At 68.8% G+C, this 18,652-nt stretch carries 16 protein-coding genes and 1 tRNA gene; 6 read left to right on the top strand and 11 right to left on the bottom strand.

Annotated features, from left to right (window positions below; genetic code table 11):
* Positions 1–84: 84 nt before the first annotated feature.
* Together DEU36_RS05635 and DEU36_RS05640 are read right to left on the bottom strand one after the other, a co-directional pair.
* Positions 85–2,499 carry a thioester domain-containing protein gene (locus DEU36_RS05635; protein ID WP_120263292.1) on the bottom strand — a complete coding sequence of 805 codons (2,415 nt, stop codon included), beginning with the start codon at positions 2,497–2,499 and terminating at the stop codon, positions 85–87.
* 126 nt (positions 2,500–2,625) lie between these two features.
* Entirely contained in the window at positions 2,626–3,345 is a 720-nt protein-coding gene (locus tag DEU36_RS05640) for a response regulator transcription factor (protein WP_120263293.1), read from the bottom strand.
* A 319-nt stretch (positions 3,346–3,664) separates the two neighbouring features.
* Between DEU36_RS05640 and lanKC the strand changes: the two genes are divergently transcribed.
* The 3 genes from lanKC to DEU36_RS05655 all read left to right on the top strand — a co-directional run bounded on the left by lanKC (position 3,665) and on the right by DEU36_RS05655 (position 7,650).
* The gene (gene lanKC / locus DEU36_RS05645) at positions 3,665–6,286 is read left to right on the top strand and encodes a class III lanthionine synthetase LanKC (RefSeq protein WP_120263294.1); all 2,622 of its coding nucleotides are present in this window, start codon (positions 3,665–3,667) and stop codon (positions 6,284–6,286) included.
* A gap of 4 nt (positions 6,287–6,290) precedes the next feature.
* A complete protein-coding gene (locus DEU36_RS05650; protein WP_114597945.1) occupies positions 6,291–6,407 on the top strand; it encodes a SapB/AmfS family lanthipeptide in 117 nt (38 codons plus the stop codon).
* A 187-nt stretch (positions 6,408–6,594) separates the two neighbouring features.
* Positions 6,595–7,650 carry an Abi family protein gene (locus tag DEU36_RS05655; RefSeq protein WP_183045300.1) on the top strand — a complete coding sequence of 352 codons (1,056 nt, stop codon included), beginning with the start codon at positions 6,595–6,597 and terminating at the stop codon, positions 7,648–7,650.
* Between the two features lie 163 nt (positions 7,651–7,813).
* On the opposite strand, the gene DEU36_RS05660 is transcribed toward DEU36_RS05655, so the two are convergent.
* The 6 genes from DEU36_RS05660 to DEU36_RS05685 form a co-directional block, all read right to left on the bottom strand.
* A tRNA-Tyr gene (locus tag DEU36_RS05660) sits at positions 7,814–7,895 on the bottom strand.
* A 92-nt stretch (positions 7,896–7,987) separates the two neighbouring features.
* Complete coding sequence (locus tag DEU36_RS05665; RefSeq protein ID WP_120263296.1) at positions 7,988–8,479, bottom strand: FBP domain-containing protein; 492 nt, start codon at positions 8,477–8,479, stop codon at positions 7,988–7,990.
* Between the two features lie 76 nt (positions 8,480–8,555).
* Positions 8,556–9,938, bottom strand: a complete 1,383-nt coding sequence (locus DEU36_RS05670; RefSeq protein ID WP_120263297.1) for a hypothetical protein — start codon at positions 9,936–9,938, stop codon at positions 8,556–8,558.
* Complete coding sequence (locus DEU36_RS05675; protein ID WP_220700895.1) at positions 9,935–11,101, bottom strand: DUF2510 domain-containing protein; 1,167 nt, start codon at positions 11,099–11,101, stop codon at positions 9,935–9,937. Before DEU36_RS05675 ends, DEU36_RS05670 begins: the two co-directional genes overlap by 4 nt.
* Before the next feature lie 122 nt (positions 11,102–11,223).
* A complete protein-coding gene (locus DEU36_RS05680) occupies positions 11,224–11,547 on the bottom strand; it encodes a hypothetical protein (protein ID WP_120263298.1) in 324 nt (107 codons plus the stop codon).
* Between the two features lie 60 nt (positions 11,548–11,607).
* Complete coding sequence (locus tag DEU36_RS05685) at positions 11,608–12,102, bottom strand: GNAT family N-acetyltransferase (RefSeq protein ID WP_183045301.1); 495 nt, start codon at positions 12,100–12,102, stop codon at positions 11,608–11,610.
* A 68-nt stretch (positions 12,103–12,170) separates the two neighbouring features.
* On the opposite strand from DEU36_RS05685, the gene DEU36_RS05690 reads away from it, so the two are divergent.
* Positions 12,171–12,659, top strand: coding sequence for a YajQ family cyclic di-GMP-binding protein (locus DEU36_RS05690; protein WP_120263300.1), 489 nt, complete (start codon positions 12,171–12,173; stop codon positions 12,657–12,659).
* 18 nt (positions 12,660–12,677) lie between these two features.
* Here DEU36_RS05690 and DEU36_RS05695 read toward each other — a convergent pair whose 3' ends face one another.
* Positions 12,678–13,697, bottom strand: a complete 1,020-nt coding sequence (locus tag DEU36_RS05695) for a LacI family DNA-binding transcriptional regulator (RefSeq protein WP_120263301.1) — start codon at positions 13,695–13,697, stop codon at positions 12,678–12,680.
* A 194-nt stretch (positions 13,698–13,891) separates the two neighbouring features.
* Between DEU36_RS05695 and DEU36_RS05700 the strand changes: the two genes are divergently transcribed.
* On the top strand, positions 13,892–14,827 hold the full coding sequence (locus DEU36_RS05700; protein WP_120263302.1) for a dihydrodipicolinate synthase family protein: 936 nt from the start codon (positions 13,892–13,894) through the stop codon (positions 14,825–14,827).
* Between the two features lie 131 nt (positions 14,828–14,958).
* Positions 14,959–16,275, top strand: coding sequence for an Nramp family divalent metal transporter (locus tag DEU36_RS05705; protein ID WP_183045302.1), 1,317 nt, complete (start codon positions 14,959–14,961; stop codon positions 16,273–16,275).
* Positions 16,276–16,279: 4 nt separating this feature from the next.
* On the opposite strand, the gene DEU36_RS05710 is transcribed toward DEU36_RS05705, so the two are convergent.
* Positions 16,280–17,257 (bottom strand): alpha/beta hydrolase, encoded by a 978-nt coding sequence (locus DEU36_RS05710; protein ID WP_120263303.1) that lies wholly within the window; start codon positions 17,255–17,257, stop codon positions 16,280–16,282.
* A gap of 64 nt (positions 17,258–17,321) precedes the next feature.
* Complete coding sequence (locus DEU36_RS05715) at positions 17,322–18,617, bottom strand: ABC transporter ATP-binding protein (protein ID WP_120263304.1); 1,296 nt, start codon at positions 18,615–18,617, stop codon at positions 17,322–17,324.
* Between the last annotated feature and the right edge of the window lie 35 nt (positions 18,618–18,652).

Consider the following 18,652-nt stretch of genomic DNA (forward strand, 5'->3'; position numbering starts at 1 on the left):
TCCGTCGTCGATCGCCCGCTCCTCCGGCGGGCACGAGGGCGTGACTGCGCCCCCTCGCCGTCGAGCGAGGGGGCGCAGCGGGCCTCACCGTGTCAGCGTCGACCGCTGACGGTGCACCCGGTAACCGCCCATGATCACGAGCAGACCGACCATCATGCTGCCGAGTCCGAGGATGAGGGCCAGGTGTGGCGCCTCGCCGCCGGTCGCGGGGAGCGCGCTGTGTCCGGGGACGATCGGCTCCCCTCCGCGAACGTCGTTGACGAGGGCAGCATCCACGGTTCCGCCGGGTTCGATCTCCACCGTGACGGGGTCGGCCGTGGCCACCTGCACGAGCGCAGTGCTGCCCGACTCGGTCTCGGTCACGACGCAGTTCGTTCCTGCGGGCAGATCCGCGTACACCTGCTCGTAGTCGCCCGCGCGACTGCGAGCCGGGATCACGAACGTCTCGTCGAGCACGTCGCCGTCATCGCAACGGACGCTGAGCTCGATGGCATCCTGCAGACCCGCGCCTCCGCCGGTCACGGTCTTCACGACCCGCAGCGACCCCGGCAGATACGACACATCGTTCGACAGCGCGGCGTCGACCGTCGCGCCCGGCTCGATGGCCACGGTGACGGGGCCGTCTGACGTGACGTCGACCTGTGCCGTCGCGCCCGACTCGAGCTCCGTGACGGTGCACTCGGTACCAGCCGGGATGTCGGTGAAGAGCTGCTCGTACTCCCCCGCGGCGGTGCCGGCGGGAATCTCGAAGGTCTCGTCGAGCACTTCGCCGCAGACGATGCCGAGTTCGATCGCGGCCTGCTGTCCGGCCGCGACTCCCGCGATCGACTTGACCACGCGAAGTGATCCAGGACGGTAGGTCACGGTGTTCGCGACTGCCGCATCGACCGTCGCACCCGGCTGGATCTCGACGGTGACGGGGTCGCCCGTCGCGACCTCCACCTGCGCGGTGCTGCCCGTCTCCGTCTCCGTGACGGTGCACGCGGTGCCGGCGGGCAGGTCGGAGTACACCTGCTCGTAATCGCCGGCGGCGCTTCCGGCCGGGATCTCGAACGTCTCGTTAAGAACGTCACCGCAGACCACGGTCAGGCGAATCGCACCCTGCGCGCCTGCGGCGTCACCGGCGATGCCCTTCACCACCCGCAGAGCGCCCGGAAGGTAGGTGACGGTGTTCGTGATCGTGATCGCGGCACCGCCCTCCGTGATCTCCGCGGTCTGGCCCGCATCGGTTTCGACGTCGACCACCGTGTTGGCGCCGGTGACGGGTTCCGTCACCGTGCAGCTCGTCCCGGCCGGTATGCCCGAGTACGTGAAGGTCTGCGTCGTCGCCGTGCCGGCGGGGATGTCGGCGGTGTAGGTGTACCCCTCACCGCAGTCGATGGCCAGCTGGATGTCGCCCTGAAGACCGAGCGCCTCGCCGGCGAACGCCTTGCTCACCGTCAACGAGCCGACCGCGAAGAACTCCGCGGTGGCCGAGGCGACCGCGTCCAGTTCCGTCGTGTCGGCCAGGATCAGTCGCTGCGCATCGTCCAAAGAAGGTGTGTTGCCGTCGTACAGATACACCTGCCCCCGCTGGACCGTCACCGCTGCGCGCGCGTTCAGCACGGTCTCGCCGGGCGAACCGCTCGAACTCCGCACCCATATGTCGGTACCCGTGGGCACGGAGGCCGGGTTCGCGAGGGGCTCCGCCCCTTCCGCGTCCGTGAACATCGCATAGCCGCTGGGAACGGAGACGGTGACCTCGGTCGCGCCCTCGGCGACGACCGTGAAGGGCCCCGCGCTGGAGATCGACGCGGCGGAATCGGAAGCGGGTGTGATGCTCGCTTCCGGCGCAGGCGGTTCGACGACCGGTCCTGCCGCCTGAGCTGCGGCGACGATCGCCGCCGTCGCCTCGCGAATCGTCGAGCTGGCCGCCGTGCTCACGACATATCCATCCGTGAAGTACCAGATCGCGGACTGGACGGCCGCTGCCTGCTGATTCGCCGAGAGACCGGAGGGTTCGGAGGTCGTCGGGTAGTAGTTGTTGAGGATGTAGGTGACGTATCCGATGTTCGGGACGTTCGATTCCTCCCACGTGCCCGACTCGTACCCGATGCCGACGTTCGTGGCCACCCGGAGATTGATGCAGTACATCTCGGCGGTCAGCGACGGGTCGGAGATGCTCGACGCGATGATCGTTCCGCTGAAGGGCCTCACCGACGAGTATCCGGCCGGATTGCTGGTGGGGTAGGCAGCCAGCGGATCTTGTGTGATGGGCGACGGCGGTTGGAATCCCTGGACATTTGCGCCGGGCCCGAGGGCCGTGACCTGGATTTCCGTGTTCGGGCCGATCTCGGCATCCGCGATCGGCGTCGCATCATCGATGCGCGCGTGGGCCGTCTGGCCGAGGGGCATGACGATGAGTGCCGCCACGACCAGGGCGCTCAGCGAGGCGATGACGCTGCGGACACGCCTACCGGCTCGGGGATGCCGCACCCGGGCGGTCGATCGCGTCGTCACGCCGAGTCCTTCCCATCGGTCATTTCGTGATGTGAACCGTTATGGGTTGCGCGAATCATGATCTCTTCCTTTCACGCGGGGGGATGCGGACGCCCCCTCCAGGGGACGCGTATTGGTCACCATCACTCAGGTGCGATGGCGATCGGCAGTGCCATTGGTCCCGCCGCGCGTGACGTCATCGTGCGTCATCCGATAAACGGCGGCTTGTGTGCGACTCTCCAAATGCAGCTTGGCGAGCAGCCCGGAGACGTAGTTCTTGATGGTCTTCTCTGCCAGTCCGAGCCGATTTCCGATTTGACGATTCGTCATCCCGGCGGCGATGAAACGGAGTACCTGACGCTCGCGCAGCGTGAGGTCAACGGTCGAGGGTTGGTTCGCTGGCAGGCCCGCACCGTGCACCGCCTGCAGGCTGTGCACGTCTCCGCCGCGTGCGATCCGGCGCACGAGCTGCAAGACGTCCTGCGCGTCGGCGTCATCGAGGAGGTAGCCGTCGGCGCCCACAGCCCACGCGACTCGCTTCGCCTCTTCGGCGTCGGTGCGTCCGTGGACGAGCAGCGGCACATCGATCTGCACGCGTCGGATCTTGTCCACCGCGCTCACGATCTGCTCCGGAGGCTCCGTCGCGTCGAGGATGGCGACGTCCGGGTCGGCCCGATCGATCATCGGCCACGCTTCGTCGAGCCGCGCCATCTCTCCGACCACGACGAGATCGCCCGCATCTTCGATGACGGCACGCAGTCCTCGTCGCACGACATCTCGGCGATTGACGAGGAGAACCCTCACCTCTTCTTCGACGGCCGCGACATCGTCAGCCGGGTCGAACGGCAGTGCCGTTTCGTCCTTCATAGCGTTTATCCCTCCCCCGGGTGAACTAAGTCAAACACCTCAATACCGACGCGACCAGGGGGGTCGTGTTTTCGACGGTTTTCGGGTCTTTAGTCCTTGATGCAGCCGAGGCTGCAGCCGCCAGCTCCCGGCGAGCTTCATCCATTCGGATGAATTTTCACGCTCCAATTGTCGACCGAGAACAGAAGCCCCGTCCGGGTCGCGACGGGGCAACGCCGGGCCGCACGCGCGTCTTTTCACCGCCCGGGACGCGGGCGAGCCCGTGCGCGCCGACCGATGATGACCCTGGGCCCGCCGTACCGGGCCGTGGGGGAAACAGATGGATCCGATCTTCGGGCGTTTCGCGACACGGGATCGGATGTTCTACGACTCCCCGAGCGCGGACGGCGCCGGCACCGACACACCGGACGACACTCACCGCTATGCGCCGGCGACGGCCGTCTCATGGGCCGACTGGCGGCGGAGCCGGCGGCATCCGTGGACCGTCTGGATGCCGCCCGAGCCGCACCTGCCCGACCAGGGGTGGAAGGTGCACGTCACGGCTCTGCCCGACGCGGCCGCCACCGTACTCGAGATCGTCTCGGCCTACTGCCACCGGCATGGTGTCGCGTTCAAGCATCTGGTCGACGAGCGAGCGCTCGACGCCGTGCTGGCGAAGGATGCCGACCGGTCGGGAGCGGGCAAGTTCATCACGCTCTACCCACCCTCAGTCGAACGCCTCGAGCACTGCCTGGTCACGCTCGACGAGGCGCTCGGCGGGCGACCCGGCCCCTACATCCTGTCGGATCTGCGCTGGAACGCCGGTCCGCTGTTCGTCAGATACGGCGCCTTCACCGACCACGAGGTGATCGTCGACGGCGAGGCCCTGGCAGCGGTGCGCGACTTGCGAAGCGGCGCCTGGGTGCCCGATCGGCGCGAGGCGGGCTTCCATGTGCCGCCCTGGGTCGAGCTGCCGGGCTTCTTGCAACGCCAGCTCGAGGCGCTCGGCAACGAGCCGCCGGCGGGTTTTCCGGAGATCACCGGGGCCCTGCACTACTCGAACGCCGGCGGCGTCTACACCGGAATGCTCGACGGGACGCCCGTCATCGTGAAAGAGGCGCGGCCGTTCGCCGGTTGGACGCCGGACGGGAGGGATGCCGTTGCGCGGCTGCGCGACGAGGAGCGCACCCTGCGTGCCCTCGGCGGCGTCGTGCGCGTGCCGGAGGTGCGAGCTTCGTTCGACGCGCACGGCCATCGCTTCATCGTCCTCGAGCAGCTGCCGGGCCAGCCGCTCGACCGGGTCGTTTCGACGACCAGCCCGCTCACCGCCGCGGTGTCCACCGCCCAGGAGCGCCACGCGTACCGCGACCGGATGCTGCTCGTCCTCGATGCCCTGCGAGGCGAGATCTCCCGCCTGCACGCCTCGGGCCGCGCCCACGGGGACCTGCATCCGGCCAATGTCCTCGTCGGCGCGGACGGATCGGTCGGTCTCATCGATCTCGAGATGTCGGTGCCCGCCGCCTCCCGCGCCGCCGCCGTCCTCGGCGCAGCCGGATTCGCGCTGCCCGACGAGACCGATCCCGTGCGACGCGACGAGCACGCGCTCGCGTGCATCGAGCTATACGTCTTCCTGCCGCTCACGAGTGTGCTGGCGCTCCAGCCGGCGAAAGCCCGATCGCTGGTCGCGGAGGCGGCCGCGACCTTCGACCTGCCTCGCGACTGGTCGGAACGCGTGGCGGCGAGGCTCAGTCACGAGCGCGGCGACGACAGCCGCGGAGGCGGGCACAGGCTCTCGCATCCGACGTCGACCCCGACCATCAAGCAGGTCGCGGAGCAGCTGCTCGCCGATGCGACCCCTCACCGGCTCGATCGGCTGTGGCCGGGCGACCCGCGCCAGTTCCGCGAACCCAGGTTCTCGCTCGCCCACGGCGCCCTCGGGGTCGCCCTCGCGCTCGACGCCGCCGGGATCGCGCTCCCCGCCGAGCTGCGCGCATGGGTGGAGCAGTCGATCTCGGAGGCGTGGGACGACCACCCTCGCCTCGGGTTGATGGATGGCGCCGCCGGCGCGATCTGGGCCTGTCGCCGCCTCGGGTTCATCGCAGAAGCTTCGACTCTCCGCGAGCGGCTGCACGGCGTCGACCTCGCCGATGCGACCGTCGGATCCGACCTCGCCTCGGGCCTTCCCGGCATCGGCCTCGCCCTCCTCGCCGAACCGGGCGATCCCGGCGCTCTGGAGCCGGCGATCGCCATCGTCGACCGCCTCAGCGAGCACTGGGGTCCCATCGGCGCAGACGCGCCGCCAGCACCGGTGGTGTCGCCGCGTCGGGGCGGCCTCATGGGCGGCGCGAGCGGAACCGCACTCCTGGCGCTGCGGCTGTTCGAGCGCACCCGAGACCGGCGGTTCCTCGAGACCGCCCGACGCGCCCTCGCCGTCGACCTCCGCTCGCTGCGCCGCGATTCGGACGGGTCGTTGCAGGTGGATCAAGGGTGGCGCCTGCTCCCCTACCTCGCCCACGGGTCGGCCGGCATCGGCCTCGTGCTCGCGCAGTATCTGTCGCACGAGCCGGACGACGAGCTGCATGACGCGCTGCGCGGGATCATCCGCGCGGCGTCGGCACCCTTCGTCGTGCAGCCGGGCCTCTTCGCGGGCCGGGCCGGGCTCGCGATCTTCCTCCAGTCACTGGAGGCGACCGGCCACGCGAGCGCGGAGACGGTGCGCGCTCGCGACCACCATCTCTCGCAGATGAGGCTGCACGCCCTCGAAGCCCCGGCCGGCGTACGCGTCGTCGGAGACGGGATGCTCCGCGCATCATGCGACCTCGCGACCGGAGCCGCTGGTGTGCTGCTCGCTCTCGTCGCGGCATCCCCACACGCCCAGACGACCGACCAGCCGCTTCTCCCCCTGCTCCCCCCGGTGCTCGCACCCGTCGGTCCCCCGGCGGCGATCGAACCGAGGAGGTGAGGAAATGGGCTTCATCCTGTCGCTGCAGACGCTCGAGAAGAGCGAGGACGAGCACCGCACGGTCCTGGCCAGCACGCTGAGCATCGGCCTGTGCCGAAGCACAGTGTCGACCGCCTGCTGAAACGCGGCATCCGCGCCCCATGGAGCGCAAACGAAAGGGCCCCCGCTCAGCGGGGGCCCTTCTCGATGTGGCGAGTGAGCAACTCTGCTGCGGGTGCTAGGATTGACCCACAACACTGGCTCCTCTTCCAAGGCCGCACTCGCGTTCCTCGGTACGGGCCAGTTTTCTTTTGTGCGATGCTCACCAGGTGGTCGAGTATGTCAAGCGGTTCCTGAGCCTCGAGAAACAAGTCCAGCACCTTCGCGATCAGGGCCTCGATTGCGGCAGCCAAGACGACGCCCTGAGAGCGCTCCATGAGTTCGGCTACTACCGGCTGACGGCGTACACCTACCCATTCCGACGCCTGCTCCCGGAAGGTGCCGCCCGAGAAAGCTCTGCGCAGTATCGAAGCTCCGAGTATCTTCCGGGAAGCACACTCGCCGACGGAGTGAGCGCTGCGCGCTTCGACTCTCGTCTGCGCGAGACGGTGTTCGCCGGCGTCGGAAGGTTCGAGCTGGCGTTGCGGTTCCAGCTCGCGCACACACTCGGTCGACGTGGCGCTTTCGCCCATCTCGACATTGCGCATCTCGACCAACGCGTCGCGACCGCACCCCCTCCCGGAGACGGAGCCAGCCATTTCTCAGACGCACATAGCCTCTGGCTGGCGGCGTATCGCGAACAGGCTCGACGGGCGCAGAGCGAGGACTTTGTTACACACATCTTCGAGAAGTACGACTCCCGCGACCTTCCACTCTGGGTCGCCGTCGAGATTCTCGACTTCGGGGCTCTGACCCGTCTGTACAAGCTACTCAAGGACGGCGACCAGAGCGCTATCGCTCGCCGCTTCGGCGTCACCAACGGCAAGCTGTTCTCGAAGTGGCTCGTCGGCGTCAACCTCGTGCGCAACCACTGCGCACATCACGGCCGACTCTGGAACCGAAAGCTGTCGAGCACTCTCAAGCGGATTGCGCCCGGGTCCTTGACGTACCCTGAGCGCCTCGAGCACCTGGCTGACGCGCGTAGCCGAACGAAGGTATACCCCTGGCTTGCGGTCCTGGCGTACTGCCTGACCTCGTACGATCCTGCGTCCCGCTGGCATCATTCTCTGGCGAAGTGCCTCGCGACCTTCCCTCAGAGCGCATTCCTCGAGCAGGCGCGCGACATGGGATCCACTCCTAACTGGTCAAACGAGACACTGTGGACTCGAACACCGCAGCCGGACGCCCCGCTTCCCACCCCGATCGACCTGTCGCCTGTTTCGTAGGACCTATGGCCATCGACGGGGCTTCCCACCGCACGGTCCTGGCCAGCACGCTGAGCATCAGCCTGTGCCGAAGCACAGTGTCGACCGTCTGCTGAAACGCAGCATCCGCGCCCGGCGGAGCGCAAACGAAAGGGCCCCCGCTCAGCGGGGGCCCTTCTCGATGTGGCGAGTGAGGGATTCGAACCCCCGAATGCAATGCAGTCTGATTTACAGTCAGATCCCTTTGGCCGCTTGGGTAACTCGCCAGTGCGCACCCGCCCGGCTTGTGCAGTCGACCGGAGGCGCGAGAACCCATATTACCCCCTGTGACCGCGTGCTCCGAACCATGGCGGAGCTCTCAGTCGTCGGTGCCGATGACCCGTCCGACGAAGGCCTCGGTGCGGTGGCGCGTGCCGTCGATCCGGCGATCGACGCTGGCTCGGATCTCGCTGGGCGCGAGTGGTCCGGCGATGCGCACGTTGTCGTGGCAACCGAGGTCTGCGCAGATGTAGGTGCCGATCGTGTCGCCGGCATCGCCGCCGGGGCCCGCCTTACGGGCGCTGAAGAGCGTCACCTGATCGCCGGGCTGCATCGTGTGGCAGAGGTTGCAGAGCGCGGAGCGTGCCCGCGAGCTTCCCGACGCCGCGCGCAGCACGACTCCGACCGGGGTGCCCTCGTGCTGGGCGATGAGATAGCCGCGTTCGCGCGAGTTCGGATCGCGCCACGCGAGGAAGTCGAGGTGGTCCCAATCGAGCAGCATGAAGTCGATCGGCATCGCCATGATCCGACGGTCGTCGGCGGTCGCGTTCACGAACGAGGCGCGGACTTGTTCTTCGGTCAGAGCTTGCACGCGTTCCAGCCTACGAAGCGCGCGCCGCTCGCGGGCCGCCCCCGCTGCAGCCGGGCGCACGACACGGGGCCCGCCGTCACTGAGACGCGACCCATGCCTGCCAGTCGGCCTCGGTGAAGTCCGTGCTGTCGACGAAGAACCCACCGCCGACGACGGCGTCCACCGCCATCGTCCAGGCCGTACCACCATGGGCGTCGGCGTACGCGTAGAACGACCCCGCGGCGTCGTATGCGAGGCCGGCGTCCTGGCTGCGCAGCGCCTCGTCGGAGAAGGCGCCCATCCCCTGCGAAGCGATGGCTGCCTTCACCTCGGGCCGCAGGTAGCCGGGGTCGGCGAGACCCGACTTCCATTCGACGAAACGGGCGAACCCCTCATGGACCGCGACGGGCGGAGCGATGAACGATCCGGGGGCCGCGGTGTTGTGGAGCGCGTGCGCGAACTCGTGGACGAACACCTTGTCGCGGGCCGATTCACTGCCCGGCCCCATCACGACGAGGGTGCCGGAGGTGTCGGCCCCCGTCGCGATCGCGGGGTCGAGGAAGCGCTGTGCCATCTGCGGGCGCAGGGTCGGCCGGGCGTAGCCCGCGACATCCATGTCCCACGGCGTGCCCTTGCCGTACTGCCAGCGTTCGAAGCGGCCGTCGTCGCCGGTGATGGCCGAGACGAAGCCGTCCTGAATGGGCTCACCGCCGAGCGCCCGAATCGTGTCGAGCGCGGTGACGGCCGACTGCTCAGCCACGTCGGCATTCTGCTCCACCAGATCGGCCTCGTCGCGCATGCCGAACAGGACGACGTGATCGCGCTTGGCGACGTGGATCTCACCCTCGTCCCACGGGTTCGGCTCCCGCGACGGGACGATGGACGTGATCGTCGCGGGCTCAGGCAGCTCCGTGTCCTCGTACCGGTCGAACGAGCGGGTGGGGTCTGTGCCGGGCTCGAAGGTCACGGTGTACGCGAACCCCTGGATGAGGTCGAGGCCTGCGTCGCGGTCGCCGGCACCTCGCTCGGGGCGCGCCGCGAAGGCGTACTGCGCGCCGAGGATGACCTCGATCGTGCCGGCCTCGTCGACGTCGAAGTCCGACGGGGCGATCGCCGCGACGTCCCACCCGATCTTGCTCGAGTTGTCCCACCACAGCGCGAGCTGCGCCGCAGCGTCGCCGGTGGCGTGGGCGAGGAACCGCTCGCGGTCCTTGTCGCGCATCGCTGAGTTCATCTCGGTGAACGTCGCGCTGGCGGGGGTCGCGAGGTCGTTGTCGGCCCAGGGCGCCCACCCGACCGGGACGTCTGCCGCAGGCCCCGCCTCGGGCGTCCGCGGCCACAGGACGACACCCGAGGCGACGGTCAGCAGCAGCGCGCCGACACCGAGAGAGGCGATGACGATCTGCATCGTCCGCGCCGCCCGATTGCGGGGCTGGCGCTCCGGCGACTCGGCGGCCTGCGCTGGCGTGGTGTCGGTCATCGGGTCTCCGCCTTCGAGATGAGGATGATGCGGCGTTCGGAGTCGTTCGTCAGCTCGCCGCCGACGCCCGTCGATGCGAAGACGAACACGTAGTCGGCGTCACCCGCAGAGATGAGGTACTGCTCGAGGGGCGCGGGGGTACTCGGGTCGTTGTGCCACCCCATGAGGTCGGTGAGCGGCGCAGCCTGACCCACGACCGGGAACCCAGCCGCGAGGGCGTCGATATCGATGCCGTCGTCGAACGATGTCGAGGTGCCGCCGCTCAGGCAGATGGCGGCGAGTACGCCCTCGGTGCGCGCGATCTCCGACAGCTGCGACAGCACGACGTCGGAGGTGTAGCAGGCCTGATCGACGCGCGCGGGCTCGAAGCTGGTCGTCGCGACGACCTCTCCCTCGTAGGCCGCCGCCGAGGCGGCACCCGTCACCCGCCAGGGGCCGATCGCCGTCGGCGTCTCGCCCTGGCGCGCAGCGGAGGGCACGTCATCGCCGTAGTAGTAGGGACGGGTCAGCCAGATCTCGCGCGTCGAGGTCGCGGTCTGCGGCGTGCCGTCGACCGTGAAGGTGTAGGTCATGTCCACCAGCGCCTTGGCGGTGTCCGCGCCGCTCGGCGACTCGTAGCCCGCGGTTCCGTTGACGCCGTACAGGATGCCGCGCTTGTCGTAATCGATCGACAGGTCGAGCACCTCGGCAGCGCGAGCGTCGCCGAACAGCGGTGTCGCCGCACCCGAGATCGCGATGTACCCGGGCGAGGCGTACTCCGTCCACGAGGGATCGTCGGCCGTCGCCGCGGCGAGGAAGCCGTCGACGACATCCGGCGCCTCCGACGTGGCCGCCGCGTTCGCCGAGACGACGGTCCACCCGACGAACCCGGCCGCACCGCCGACGATGAGGAGAGTCGCCGCGAGCACGATCCATGTCGCGCGCGTCATCGCCTTCTGCCCGGGTGCCCGGGGAGTGCGAGCGGGGGCGGGTTGCTCCTGGGGCGCCGCCGCTTCGGGTGCGGCCGCCTGGCCGGCATCCGCCGAGGACTGCTGTGCTGCGGGGTAGGGCGAGACGTGGTCGGTCCATCGCTGGCCGTCCCAGTACCTCAGCTGCGGCTGCCCCGAAGGATCGGGATGCCAGCCTGCCGGCGCCGTCGGAACAGATCCCGGCACGTCGTTCACAAATCCCCCTCCACCCCGGCCGCGAGCACCGCCGGTTCGAGACGATGCTATTGGCTCGCGCGAAGTGGCTCATACGCCTGCTTTCCCGCGCCGGCTCTGCTAACGCCCGGCGCCACCGCCGGTCAGACGAACCAGCCGCCCAGCAGGCCGCTCCCCAGCAGCACCTGGCCCCCGCCGAGGACGACACCGGCCACGGGCCACCCGTATCCCGCGCGTTCGCCGCGCGCCGTGATCAGCCCGATGATGCCGAGCACGCCGCCGACCGCGCCCGCGGCGACCGAGATGGGCAGGGCGACGAACAGCATCCATCCCCAGAGGGGATCGACCGTGGCCGCGAGGAGGAACACGAGCCCCACGGCGAGGATGCCGATGCCCGCGACGATCGTGGCGGCGATGCCCCACCCGCGCGCGCGGCGTCGGGGCGGGGCGGCAGGCTCACTCATCATGGCGCGAGCCTAGCGTCGCCGCCGGCGGGTGCCGGCGGTCGCCGACGGACGCGGCTGAGGTCAGCGGACCATATGGGCGTCCGTGATGGCGGGAGCAGCCGGGTCGATCTTCTCCATCCCGTCGAAATCGAACCCGTTTCTGACGTAGAAGGCGATCGCTCGCGGATTCTGCTTGGCGACCCACAGAGTCGCAGGCGCCGTCCCGAGCACCGAGTCCAGGAGCGCCTGGCCCACGCCCGTACCGTGATGAGCAGCGGAGACGTAGATCGCGTAGAGATGGGTGTCGCGCACGGGCTTCTCATTGCCTTCGGCAGAACTCGGACCCACCAGAGCGAAACCCACGATGCGACCGTCCTGCTCGGCGACGCGCACCGTGACCGCGGGAGAAGGATCGTTGAGGATCTGATTCCACATCCGATGCCGCGAGGCGACGTGTTCCTCGTCGAAGAACCCGCCCGGCATGAGGTGTGCGTACGCCTCTCGCCAAGTGGCGACGTGGAGTTCGGCGAGCGGCGCTGCTTCCCCGACGGCGGGCTCTCGGATCACGAAGCTCATGCCTCCCACTCTGGCAGGGATGGGCACGATCGTGGCAGGGCGCACGGCGGCTCGGTAGGCTGAGCGGCATGGCAGATTCCTCGTTCGACATCGTCAGCAAGATCGATCGCCAGGAGGCCGACAACGCGCTGAACCAGGCCCGCAAGGAGGTCGAGCAGCGCTACGACTTCAAGGGCACCGACGCTTCCATCGAATGGTCGGGCGAGTCGATCCTCATCAAGGCGAACTCCGAAGAGCGCGCCAAGGCCGTGCTCGACGTCTTCCAGACGAAGCTCATCAAGCGGGGCATCTCGCTCAAGAGCCTCGATTCGGGCGAGCCCACCGCCTCGGGCCGTGAGTACCGCATCGTCTCGACGCTGAAGGAGGGCATCTCGTCGGAGGATGCCAAGAAGATCAGCAAGATGATCCGCGACGAGGGCCCGAAGTCGATCAAGTCGCAGATCCAGGGCGACGAGCTGCGCGTGCAGTCGAAGTCGCGCGACGACCTGCAGGAAGTGCAGCGGATGCTGAAGGCCGCCGACCTCGACGTCGACCTGCAGTTCGTCAACTACCGGTGACCCAGCCGAACCCCCGGCTCAGCGGCGGGGCGCCGTCGAGGCGCGCGGAATGAGTGTCGGCATCGCGCGGACGATCTGCGGCGTCGCAGGGTCGGTCGTCAGGAGGATGTCGAGGGCTGACGTCGCGATCTGATCGAACGGCGTGCGCACCGAACTCAGCGGGACGGGCAGACGTGACACGAGCGGGATGTCGTTGTACCCGACGATCGAGAGGTCCTTCCCCGTCTCGAGCCCCATGGATCGCGCGACGCTGAGCACGCCGATCGCGAGGTTGTCGTTGGCTGCGAAGATCGCGGTGGGACGAGAGGAGCCGGCCAGGAGCGTCTCGGCGGCCTCCATCCCGTGGTCGAGGCCGTAGCCGACCGCCATCACCCGCTCCTCGGGCAGGTCGACGCCGGCTTCAGCGAGAGCGCGGTTCGCGCCACTGCGCCGGTCGCGCCCGCTCGAGGTGAACCAGGGGCCGGTGACGACGGCGATGTCGCGGTGCCCGAGGTCGAGCAGGTGCCGCATCGCGAGATAGCCGCCGGTCTCGTCGTCGCCGAGTGAGGCCGGGCTGACCCCGTCGGTCCGCAGCGCGAGCACATGCGGGATGCCGCGGTCTCGCAGCGACGCCGGGAGCGAGTCGTCGATGCGCGCGGTCGCGAGCACGAGACCGTCGACGTTCCGGTCGAGCAGGGTCTCGGTGGCGCGGCGCTCCTCCTCACCGTCGTCGCCGCATGTCGCGACGACGGCGAAGTAGCCGCGCTGCCGCGCAGCGCGTTCGACCGCCTCGAACATGAGTGCCATGACGGCGTCGGTGAGCCTGGGCACGAGAACGCCGATCGTGCCCGTGGCGCCCCGGCGAAGCCCCGAGGCGAAGACGTTGCGGCGATAGCCGAGCTCCTCTGCGAGAGCGCGAACGCGTTCCGCTGTCGCCGACCGGGAGGGCGGAGTGCGGTCGTCGAGGATGCGACTCACGGTCGAAATGCTGACGCCCGAGGCGGTCGCGACGTCCTTGAGGGTCACGACGTGCCTGACGTTCCGGTCGCCTTCGGCCATATCTTGCCTCCCCTCGCGAGTGTAGTTGGCACGTACCGACCGACAAGAACCTTCCCGCGAACGTTCCCGAGGCGCTTGACATCGACAATCGTCGGGAGCAGACTGCAAACGTTCCTGCAAACGTTATCGGTCACAGGAACAGCCATCCGGCACCTCCCCGATCTCGACGACGAGACCTCACTCAAGGAGACGACATGGTCCTCGACCTCCGCGGCCTGAACCCCGCCCCTGTCACCCCGTTCACCGTCGACGGCGACGTCGACTACGACGCCATCGCACGGCTCGGCTCGTGGCTCGGCTCCATCGAGGGGGTGAAGAGCCTGGTGGTTCTCGGCCACGCCGGCGAGGGGACCTTCCTCACCGAGAAGGAGCAGCTCGACGTCATCCGCGCTTTCCGCGACTCCGTCGAAGACCGGCTGCCGATCATCGCCGGCATCACGAAGGAAGGCAACGCCACCGCCGCCCTCGAGGCCAAGGACGCCGCGACCGCGGGAGCGCGCGGCGCCCTGGTCTACCCCTCCCACGGCTGGCTGCGCTTCGGCTTTCAGCCGGGCGCCCCGCAGACGCGCTACCGCGCGATCTGGGAAGAGTCGGGACTCGAGGAGATCCTCTTCCAGTACCCCGACAACACCAAGGCCTCCTACGACCTCGACACCCAACTCGAGATCGCCGGACAGGAAGGTGTGAACCACACGAAGAACGGCGTCCGGAACATGCGTCGCTGGTACACCGAGATCCCGGCGCTGCGTGCGGCTTACCCCGACCTGCAGATCCTGTCGTGCCACGACGAATACCTGTTGCCGACGATGTTCGACGTCGACGGGCTCCTCGTCGGCTACGGAACCATCGCACCGGAGCTGCTCGTCGACCTGATCACCGCGGGTAGAGCGCGCGACTACGCCGCCGCCCACGCCATCCACGAGCGCCTGCTGCCCGTGACGAAGGCGGTCTATCACCGTGGCTCACACATGGAGGGCACCGTCGCCCTGAAGTGGGGTCTGGTCAACCGTGGCATCCTGGACCACGCGACGGTCCGGGAGCCGCTGCTGCCCCTCCCCGCCGGCGCAGACGCCGAGATCGCCGCGGCCTTCGCCTCGGCCGAGCTCGGCAGCGTCACCGTTGCCGCGTAAGACACCCCGGGCGGCCGGAGCCCGCACCCGGCCGCCCCCTCCGCCCCGTTCCGCTCCCCCGACGCGTTGCAGCGCCGGCTCGAAGTCGATGACGACTGCGCGGCATCCCGCCGCCCTCCGAAGGAGTCCCCATGAGCGACCGCACCACTTCACGTCCACCCGCCACCCCCGCGACCGGCCACGGCCGGATCTCGACCGAGACGGTGCGGAGCATCGTCGGCAAGAACCCCGTCCGGCGAACGTTCTGGCGTCGCCTGGCCCTGATCGGCCCCGCGTTCGTCGCGGGAGCATGGCAGTTCGGACCGGGAAACCTCACCACCGCGATGAACGCCGGAGCCGGCTACGGCTACGGCCTGATCTGGGTCATCATCGTCTCGACCATCCTGATGGTGTTCCTCACCGACATGAGCGTGCGTCTGGGCATCCGCACGCCGGTCTCGCTCATCTCGTCGATCAAAGACAGCCTCGGTCGATGGACCGGAGTCGCCGCCGGCTTCGGCGTCTTCCTGATCACCCTCTGCTTCTCGGTGGGCAACGCCGTCGGCTCGGGCGTCGGGCTGGCGATGCTCATCCCGGGGAGCTCACCCGTCATGTGGACCGTCATCTGCACGGTCGCCGTCGCCACCATCCTGCTGATGAAGGGCATCTACGGCATCGTCGAGAAGATCCTGATCGTCATCGTGGCGATCATGGCGTTCTGCTTCGTCGTCTCGGCGTTCGTCTCCAACCCCGACTGGGCCGCTGCCGGCCTCGGCCTGATCCCCGTCGTCCCCGACGGAGCCTGGCTGCTCATCATCGGTCTCGTGGGAACCAATTTCTCGATCAACGCCGCCTTCTTCGCGTCCTACGGCACCAAGGCGCGTTCACGCACCGAGTCGGAGTACCGCGACATCACAATCGTCGACACCATCCCCGGCATCGTCGCCCCGGGCATCATGACCGCCCTCGTGATCGTCGTGTCGGCATCCGTGCTCTTCGACACGGGAACCGATGCGCCCGGTGCCTTCGTCGGCCTCGCCCGCATTTTCGAGCCGGTCGCGGGACCGGTGGGCACCTGGATCTTCGCGCTGGGATTCTTCGGTTCGGCCTTCTCGTCGATGATCCCCAACTGCATCGCGGGAGGCACGTTGCTCTCGGATGCCATCGGGCGCGGCGCGTCGGCCGAGACGCTGACAGCGCGGCTCGGGAGCGCTTTCATCCTGGCCTTCGGCATCACCATCACCGTCGCTTTCGCGGGCTCGTCGCCGGTCGAGCTGATCGTGCTCGCACAGGCCCTCACGGTGCTGTTCGCGCCCCTGCTGGCCGCCCTGATCATCGTCATGGCGAACAACCGGGCACTCATGGGCCCCCTCCGGAACCGGTGGTGGCAGAACGCGCTCGGCATCGTCGGCTTCCTGTCGGTGCTCGCCCTCTCGATCCGATTGCTGATCAGCCTCATCGCGGGCTGAGCGCTCACCGGTCGAGGCCGCTGACGAACGACACCAGTCGGTCGGCGGCCTCGGCTCGCGCGCGTGCGGCCGAGAGGAAGACGTCGTGCAGCGCCCCGTCGATACGGGCGATCGTGACGGTCGCGGCGATGCGGGTCGCAGCGCGCGCGATGTCGTCGACGACGAGCACCGAATCGGTCGAGGTCATCGTGTCGTTCCACCGCAGGGGCGACGTCGAGCGGGCCGAAAGCAGCACGAGCGCGGGGGCGCCGACATCGACCCCGGCTGCGACGCGCGCATGCCCCGCGATGACGGCGGCGAGCCAGGCGGGATGCGTAGGAAAGCCCTGTTCGGGTCGCCAGCCGTCGGGCGCGTCCGGCAGGCTCCCAACCTGGCGCTGGGCCCGCGTGTAGAACCCGAGATCGACCACGGGATGACTTCCGCGCGGATCGAACCGCGCCCGGACCTCGACGAGCGGCGCCACCGCCTGCCTGCCGAGCGGCCCGAGCTGAAGCTCGAGCCACGGGCTGTTCAGGACTACGGCTGCAGCTCGCCCCGGGTGGCGCGCCGCCCACAGCGTGAGCGTGAGTCCGCCGGTGCTGTGCCCGAGAAGCACGAGCCGCCGGCCCTGACGTTCGGTGTCCATCGCGGCGAGCGCGGCCTCGATGTCGTCGTCATAGACGTCGAGCGACGTGACGTAGCCGCGGGCCTGACCGGGGCGGATGCTGCGGCCGTACTTGCGCAGGTCGAGGGCATGGAAGCGCGCACCACGATCGGTGAACACGCGGGCGAGATCGGTCTGGAAGAAGTAGTCGGACCAGCCGTGGACGTACAGCACGTCGATGTCACGCCAGGCCCCGAACAGACGGAGACCCGGATGCGGCATCGCGCGCACGAGCGTCGCGACGACCTCGCCCTCGTCGTCCGAACCGAGCGGAAGCGTCGCCTGCTCGAAACCGGGACCCAGCAGATCGGGGCCCCATGTCACCTCGTCCACCCGCATGTCCCCACCCTAGGTCGTGGAGATCCGCGGGCGCTGGGTCAGCCGGGCAGCTGGGCGAGCCGGTTCAGGCGGCGGAACTCTCCCGCGTCCCCGCGCCGGCGCCGGAACCGCTGCGACGAGCCTCGCGTTCCTGGGCACGCTGCAGCGCGCGCTTGCGCTGCTCCCGGGCATCCTCTTCGAGCATCGCAGCCCGGTCCTCGTCGCGCGTGAGGTTGTCGCCCGTCTCGGGGTCGAACACGTGCAACGAATCGGGCGAGAACCATAGCGTCGCCGGGTCGCCGGCACGGATGTTGCTGAGCGAGTCGAGTGCCACGACGAGCTCGGTCCGCAGCCCTTCGCCGTCGAGATCACGATCGAGCTCGGTGAGCTTCTTGTGCACCGACTCCTCGACCTCGAACGGGATGTAGGCGTACAGCACCTCGCCGAGCCACTCGGTCATCTCGACGTCGACCTCGGCCCGGACGCCCCCGTCGAGCGGACGGTCGGACGTCTCGGCATCCTCGAACGCGTCGGGACGCACGCCCACGATGACGAGCTCGCGGTCTCCGATCGCGCGGCGCAGGCGGTCATCGAGAGGAACGTCGAACATCGGCAGCTTGAGGGTGTCGCCCTCGACCGTGCCGTGCAGGAAGTTCATCGGCGGCGACCCGATGAAGCCGGCGACGAAGAGGTTCACCGGCTGCTCGTACAGGCCGCGCGGGCTGGCCACCTGCTGCAGCTCGCCTCGGCGCAGCACCGCGACGCGATCGCCGAGGGTCATGGCCTCGGTCTGATCATGGGTGACGTAGACCGTCGTCGTGCCGAGCGACCGCTGCAGCCGGGCGATCTCGGTGCGCATCTGGCCCCGCAGTTTCGCGTCGAGGTTCGACAGCGGCTCGTCGAAGAGGAACGCGCGAGCGTTCCGCACGATCGCGCGCCCCATCGCGACACGCTGCCGCTGGCCGCCCGAGAGGTTCGCCGGCTTGCGCTCGAGGTGCTCGTCGAGCTCGAGCAGGCTCGAGGCCCGGCGTACGCGCTCGTCGATCTCGTTCTCGGGCACATTGCTCGACTTCAGTCGCATCGGGAAGGCGATGTTCTCGTAGACGGTGAGGTGCGGGTACAGCGCGTAGTTCTGGAACACCATCGCGAGATCGCGGTCCTTCGGCGCCTTGTCGTTCACGACGTCGCCGTCGATGAGCATCTCGCCGCTCGTGATGTCCTCGAGGCCCACGATCATCCGCAGCAGCGTCGACTTGCCGCATCCGGACGGCCCGACGAGGATAACGAACTCGCCGTCGGCGATGTCGAGGTCGACGCCCTTCACCGCCGTGAAGCCGTCGTCGTACGTCTTCACGATGTTCTTCAGCGTGATGGAGGCCATGACGTTCCCTTCGAAGTGAGCGTGGCAACGGCGCG

Origin of the sequence: Microbacterium sp. AG238, assembly GCF_003610405.1 — a bacterium.
Taxonomy (GTDB): Bacteria; Actinomycetota; Actinomycetes; order Actinomycetales; family Microbacteriaceae; genus Microbacterium.